The 6420-nt window shown below is 73.4% G+C and carries 5 protein-coding genes and 1 pseudogene; 2 read left to right on the top strand and 4 right to left on the bottom strand.

The window, feature by feature from the left end; all coding sequences use genetic code 11:
• Positions 1-159 precede the first annotated feature (159 nt).
• Positions 160-759: a hypothetical protein gene (locus tag ACWGKU_RS28105; RefSeq protein WP_452180295.1), complete on the bottom strand. Its 600-nt coding sequence runs from the start codon at positions 757-759 to the stop codon at positions 160-162.
• 666 nt (positions 760-1425) lie between these two features.
• Between ACWGKU_RS28105 and ACWGKU_RS28110 the strand changes: the two genes are divergently transcribed.
• Complete coding sequence (locus ACWGKU_RS28110) at positions 1426-1653, top strand: hypothetical protein (RefSeq protein ID WP_452180294.1); 228 nt, start codon at positions 1426-1428, stop codon at positions 1651-1653.
• A 350-nt stretch (positions 1654-2003) separates the two neighbouring features.
• Here the strand turns inward: ACWGKU_RS28110 and ACWGKU_RS28115 are convergent, their stop codons facing one another.
• The 3 genes and pseudogenes from ACWGKU_RS28115 to ACWGKU_RS28125 all read right to left on the bottom strand — a co-directional run bounded on the left by ACWGKU_RS28115 (position 2004) and on the right by ACWGKU_RS28125 (position 4426).
• The gene (locus ACWGKU_RS28115; protein ID WP_452180293.1) at positions 2004-2651 is read right to left on the bottom strand and encodes a hypothetical protein; all 648 of its coding nucleotides are present in this window, start codon (positions 2649-2651) and stop codon (positions 2004-2006) included.
• Between the two features lie 166 nt (positions 2652-2817).
• Positions 2818-3533 (bottom strand): annotated as a pseudogene (locus ACWGKU_RS28120) (ATP-binding cassette domain-containing protein).
• Entirely contained in the window at positions 3425-4426 is a 1002-nt protein-coding gene (locus ACWGKU_RS28125) for a LacI family DNA-binding transcriptional regulator (protein WP_452180292.1), read from the bottom strand. Before ACWGKU_RS28125 ends, ACWGKU_RS28120 begins: the two are co-directional and overlap by 109 nt.
• A 216-nt stretch (positions 4427-4642) precedes the next feature.
• On the opposite strand from ACWGKU_RS28125, the gene ACWGKU_RS28130 reads away from it, so the two are divergent.
• Positions 4643-6379: an amidase gene (locus ACWGKU_RS28130; protein WP_401054258.1), complete on the top strand. Its 1737-nt coding sequence runs from the start codon at positions 4643-4645 to the stop codon at positions 6377-6379.
• Positions 6380-6420: the final 41 nt, after the last annotated feature.

Below are 6420 nucleotides of genomic sequence, written 5' to 3' on the forward strand. Positions count from 1 at the left end.
CCGCACAAGCGGCCGGGGAGATGGGGCCGTGCGGGGCCCGCTCCGTTTGTCGAAGCCCGCGCCGATCCGGCGGGGGCTTCGACGACCTCCAACAGGCCCTGGCTCCAAGAGACATGACAACCGCCGTGCAGCAGCCGACCGCCCCCACGTCCGCGGCTGTCACTCCCTGGTTCCGGTCGCGGCCACACCGAAGGTGAGCGCGCCCGCCAATAGCGCACAGGCGAGTGCGAAGGCCGCCCACTGTCCGATGGAGTCGACCTGGTCGCCGAGCCCGAGCAGCCGCCAGGCGGTGTCCCGCAGCGCCAACGAGACCGGCAGCGTCAACGCGCCTGCGGTGGTCGCGATCCGGGCGGCCCGTCGCGTCCCCGATGCGGGAGGGGACGCGGCGAACCGCAGGACGCTGTTGCAGACCATCACGAAGGCGAAGGTGCCGCCCGCGAAGACCGCGGCCTCCACGGTGAAGAGCAGCGCCCCGGGCCAGCCCTCGCCGGAAGCCAGTCCCGTGGCAACCAGCAGGCCAGCGGAGACGGCGGCTGCGGCGGCGAGCAGGGTGAAGCGCGGACGCACGAAGCCGAGCACCGTGCCGCGGCCGATCAGCGCGGCGAATGCGCGCCCCGCGCGGGAGCGGGGGCCGGCGAGCAGGTTCGCGAGGGGCACGAGGTCGTCCAGCCAGTCCCCGCCCGTGTCCTCGACCCCGCGCACCGGCTTCGGTAGCCGTCGGATCGCCCGGAGGTGCAGCAGCAGGCTCCCGGCCGTCATCCCGGTGAGCGGCAGCAGGGACGCGATTGGTGTTGCGGTTGGTGAAGTCGTTCTGCGGGCCGCCGGAACCCGGGTCGAGGTAGGGCCTGTGTGATGCTGTGATCAATCTTCGGGTTCTGCCCCGCTCCGGGGCAGAACCCGGTAGGCCTGTTTGATGTGACGCGCAGGCAACTCACCGACGAGCAGTGGAGTTTGATCGAGCCCTACCTGCCGATCGGCAGGTTCGGGCCCTGCCCCGAACGGCTTCGTCGCGCCGGCCGGCAGGAGCAGTTCGAGTCGAATCACGAGGCCCCGCCAGCCTCGTGGGCCGCTTTCCGTGAATGAGAAATCCCGCCGAATGACAGGGCAGGCGGCATTGCGGCCGCCGCTCGTCATTCCCTCCCCCTCTTTCCTTTCCTGCTGCCGCAGGCTGTGGAGAGGCTGTAATCCCGCAGGTGCACAGTGTCCAGACTCGGTGCTTCGGCAACTCCACCCGAATCATGGAATTGATATGAGAAAGCTTCTTGACCTGGGATTTTCGACTTACCCGAGAAGCCTCGGCCCGAATGAGGCGCAGGGTGTCCTTACTCGTCGGCGGCGGACGAGGAGGTCGTCTCCGCCACCCCGGAGTCCGTCGCCGGATTCATCCTCACCGGCGGCGGCGACACCTACGGGCGCCGCGTCGCCGTGGTCGGCAAGGGTGCACCGATCCCGGACGCCGAGAGCGGGGCCGTCATCAGGGTCGACGTGCCGTTGCCGCACCAGGCCGTCAACCACGAACTGCTGTCCCGCGGCCTGGTCCACCCGGCGTTCCAGAGGAATTCGACCAAGGGCCTGCACCGCATCATCGATGCCCTCGGCGACACGATCAAGCTGCGCCCCCGGATCGAGGACATCGTCCTCGTCGAGAAGTGAGCCGTAGGCGTCGCACCCGGGTCCGATGGGACTCGCCGAGGGCCACGGTCCCAGCCCGGGGCTTGCGAGCGGTACCGACCCGAGGGAGCGAGGGGTGGCAGGATGGCCGCGACACGCGCCCACCCGGTCGGAACGTCACGCGTCCTGACATCCAGCGGACGGGAGGCGCGACCCGCCGGGGAAGGTGGAGGGTCGGACACGGGCGGACCGGCCTCGGCCCTGGCCGACTCTCGACGCACTTCTTCGAACACGGAAATGCCCGGACGGCACCGTCCGGAGATCTCGGAGGAACGGAATGAATCTGCGTCGCCCGGCCGCGACACTCGTGGCGGCCGCTGCCCTCGGAAGAGTCAGTGGAACACGATGGCGTGCCCGCCGGCGATGCTCGCCAGGCATGCCCGGTAGAGCCCGCGCCAGGCGAACCGCTCGGTCTCGAACGGTCCGTCCGTCACGGGATCCGCGGCCCGCCCGGTCTCCCCCGCAGCGAGGGGAACACCCTCCTCGTCGAGGTCGATGCCGATCGATGACGCGATGCCCGAGAGTTCGGCCAGCAGGCGCTGGCTGGAGCCGACGATTCCGCCGCCCTCGACTCCCGCCTCGTCGGGGAGGAAGAGCGGGTCCTCGAAGTCGACCGGCACGTAGTAGCCGGCGCTGTCGGAATGGCAGAGCAGGTGGGAGTCGAACCTCGTCGTCTCGTCCCGGACCTTCTCGCAGTCGAGTTCGTACTGGTGCTCGCCGACCTCCAGAGCCGACGTGACGGGTTCGCCGAACTCCTTGAGGACCAGAATGCGGCGCAGCTGGGTCAGGTACCCGTAGGGGAAACCGGCGGAGAAGGTGCGGGTACGGGGCGGATCGGTGATCTCCGGCTCCTGCCAGCCGATGTCCTCCGCCGTCAGCGCCCGGCTGAGGCGGGCGAAGGCGGAGCGGTGGTACTCGAGCCCCTCGGCATCGTTGCGAGCCTGGTCGTCGAGGAGTCCCACGGATATCGAAAGTCCCATGGGCCTCACTGTAGGAGCGGCCTCCGACAACGCCGGCCCCGCCCCCGCGGCGGCACCGGGGCGGCTGGGGACGCCACGGTCGCACGTCCGTGAGGTCCCCGGCCGGAGCACCCGCCGAGACACCGCTCCCCCGGGCCCCGCCGGGCCGGGGCACCACCGGAGGCGGTCAGGCGCGGGCGTCCTCCGGGACGCCGAGGGCCAGGAGGAGGCGGTCCCGCAGGTCGGCGAAGGAGGGGTGGCGGCGGTCGGGGCCGGCGGGGACGGTCGGGCGCAGGTCGAGGGAGAAACGGCCGTCGACGACGACGAGGAGGCGGTCGGCGAGGAGCAGGGCTTCGTCCACGTCGTGGGTGACCAGCAGGACGGCGGGGCGGTGACGGGCGCACAGGTCGCGCAGGAGGCCGTGCATGCGCATGCGGGTGAGCGCGTCGAGGGCGCCGAACGGCTCGTCGAGCAGCAGGAGCCGGGGCTCGCGCACGAGCGCCCGGGCGAGGGCGACCCGGGCGGCCTCGCCGCCGGACAGGGTGGCGGGCCACGCGTTCTCCTTGTCGGCAAGGCCCACCTCGCCAGTGCCGCGCGCCCGAGTTCGCGGGCGGCGGCGCGCGGGCCGGGCAGTGCGAGGGCGATGTTGTCGAGGACCCGGCTCCAGGGCAGCAGCCGGGCGTCCTGGAACACCACCGAGCTGGGCTCGGGCACCTCGATCAGGCCCTCTCCCGCTCCGGCCCGTGCCCGCCCGTGCCCCGCACCCGAGGCTCGAAGGAACGCGTGACCCGGTGTCAGGCCCGGCCGGCCGTGGACGCCCGGACGTTCAGCGTCCAGTCGTGGCGACGGACGGTGCCGGGCTCGACCGTCCCGGCCAGCAGGTCGCCGAGAAGGGCCGCGCAGGCCCGGCCGTAGTCCGCGGGCCGCAGGTCGACCGCCGTCACCTGCGGGCTGGATCCGCGTGCGGCGGCGCCGTCGACACACGCCGCCACCAAAAGGTCGGTCCCCGGGCGCAGGCCGGCCCGCGCCGCGGCCGCGAGCACCCCGGCCACCGCCCCGTCGGGGGCGCTGATCACCGCGTCCAGGCCAGGGACGCCGGCGAGCAGGTCCGTGGTGATCGCCTCGACTTCGGCCGGGGTCGCCGCGAACGGCACCGGCCGCACGACCACCTCGGCGCCCTCCCGGCGGCTCCAGGTCCGCGCGGCGTCCCGCAGCGCCGCCGCCCAGTCCGAGGCCGGGCCGGGCACCAGCAGCGCCGGGCGGCGGGCGCCGCGCTCGGCGAGGTGGTCCAGCAGGGCGAGCAGCGACGCCGCGTTGTCGCATACCACCGCGCCGCTCGGCGCGGCTCCCCCGCCGAGGTGGCGCTCGCCGGTGACGACCGGCACGCCCGCGTTCAGCAGGTCCGGCACGGCCTGGTCGTCGAGCTCGGGGTCGATCACCAGCAGGCCGTCGACCCGGGAGGCGAGCCCGCCGCCGGATGCCGTGCCGGGGGCCAGGAGCACGAGGTCCAGACCGTCCTCCCTGGCCCGTTCGACGGCGCCGAACGCCAGGTTCATGTAGTAGTCCAGGCGGGTCGCCGTGCGCGGCAGGTGCAGTCCGATCGCGCCCGTGCTGGATCGGCGAAGGCTGCGCGCCGCGCTGTTCGGCCGGTAGCCGAGCTCCCGGGCCACCTCCCGGATCCGCTCCCGGGTGGCCTCGGCGACGCGGCCGGAGCCGCCCAGCGCGTTGGAGGCGGTGCTCTTGGACACCCCGGCCGCCCGGGCCACGTCGATCAGGGTCACGGAGCGGCTGGTCACAGCCCGGAAGTCTAGACCCAGCCCGCACCGATCTTCATTCCGGCTCCCACCACCTTGCTGGAACGTTCCAGCAGTACGTAAAGTGCGCTGATGCTGGAACGTTCCAGCACCAGCTGCCGACCTCTGCACCCGGCCGTACGACCGGACGCACGCCGACCGCGGACCGTCCGACCGGCGGTCGCACACCCCGACCCGACCCATCCAGGAGACACCCGCATGACGCGCGGATTCGATGTTGTGGAGACCGGTATCGCCGAGCTGCGCGCGGCGCTGGAGAAGGGCGATGCCACCGCGGTCGGCCTGCTCGACGCCTACCTCGCGCGGATCGAGGCGTACGACCGGCCGGGCACCGCCACCGCGCTCAACGCGATGGTCGTGATGAACCCGGACGCCCGCGCCGAGGCCGAGGCCTCCGACGCCCGCCGCGCGCGCGGCGAGACCCTCGGCCCGCTGGACGGCATCCCGTACACCGCCAAGGACAGCTACCTCGCCAAGGGCCTGACCGCCGCGGCCGGCTCTCCGGCCTTCGAGCACCTCGTGGCCCAGCGCGACGCCTTCGCCATCGAGCGGCTGCGCGCCGGCGGGGCCGTGCTCATCGGCCTCACCAACATGCCGCCGATGGCCAACGGCGGCATGCAGCGCGGCGTGTACGGCCGCGCGGAGAGCCCGTACAGCGCCGACTGGCTCACCAGCGCCTACGGCTCCGGCTCCTCCAACGGCTCCGGCACCGCCACGGCCGCCTCGTTCGGCGCCTTCGGCCTCGGCGAGGAGACCTGGTCCTCGGGCCGGGCCCCCGCCTCCAACAACGCGCTGTGCGCCTACACGCCCAGCCGCGGCGTCATCTCGGTGCGCGGCAACTGGCCGCTCGTCCCGACCATGGACGTCGTCGTCCCGCACACCCGCACCATGGCCGACCTGCTCGAACTGCTCGACGTCGTGGTCGGCGACGACCCGGAGACCCGCGGCGACCTCTGGCGCGCCCAGCCCTGGGTGGAGCTGCCCGCCGCCTCGCAGGTGCGCCCCGCCTCGTACCCGGAGCTCGCACCCGCCGACCCGGCGGCGGCGCGCGCCGCGCTGGCCGGCAAGCGCGTCGGCGTCCCCCGGATGTACATCAACGCCGACCCCGACGCCGGCACCAACCCCGAGGGCGGCATCGGCGGCCAGACCGGCCGGCCGATCGACACCCGCCCCTCGGTGATCGACCTGTGGGACGCCGCCCGCCGCGACCTGGAGGCGGCCGGCGCCGAGGTCGTCGAGGTCGACTTCCCGGTCGTGACCAACTACGAGTCCGACCGCCCCGGCGCGCCCTCGCTGTTCACCCGCGGCCTGGTCGGCCGCGACTACCTCACCGTGGAGATCGAGGACCTCTCCGCCTGGGCCTGGGACGACTTCCTGCGCGCCAACGGCGACCCGGCGCTGGCCACCCTGGCCGAGGTCGACGGCGACCGCATCTTCCCCAAGCACGAGGGTGAACTCCCGGACCGCTACGACAACTTCGAGGACTCGGTCGGCGACTACCCGCGCTTCGTGCGGGAGCGCCCGTACGCGTCCTTCACCGACATGCCGCACCTGGAGCAGGGGCTGCGCGGGCTGGAGGAGACCCGCCGGGTCGACCTGGAGCTGTGGATGGACGGACTGGGCCTGGACGCGGTGGTGTTCCCCGCCGTCGCCGACGTGGCGCCCGCCGACATGGACGTCTCCGAGGCGTCCGCCGACCTCGGCTGGCGCAACGGCGTCTGGGTCGCCAACGGCAACCTCGTCCCCCGCCACCTCGGCATCCCGACGGTCACCGTCCCCATGGGCACCATGGCGGACGCCGGCATGCCGGTCGGCCTGACCTTCGCGGGCCGCGCCTACGACGACAACGCCCTGCTGGCCCTCGCCGCCGCCTTCGAGGCGACCGGCAGCCGCCGGACGGAGCCACCGCGCACCCCGCGCCTGTCGGCGAGCTGAGGACGGCCGTGGGGCCCGGGCCGGCGGTGGTTCCGCAGGCC

This window comes from Kitasatospora sp. NPDC054768, from assembly GCF_053612025.1.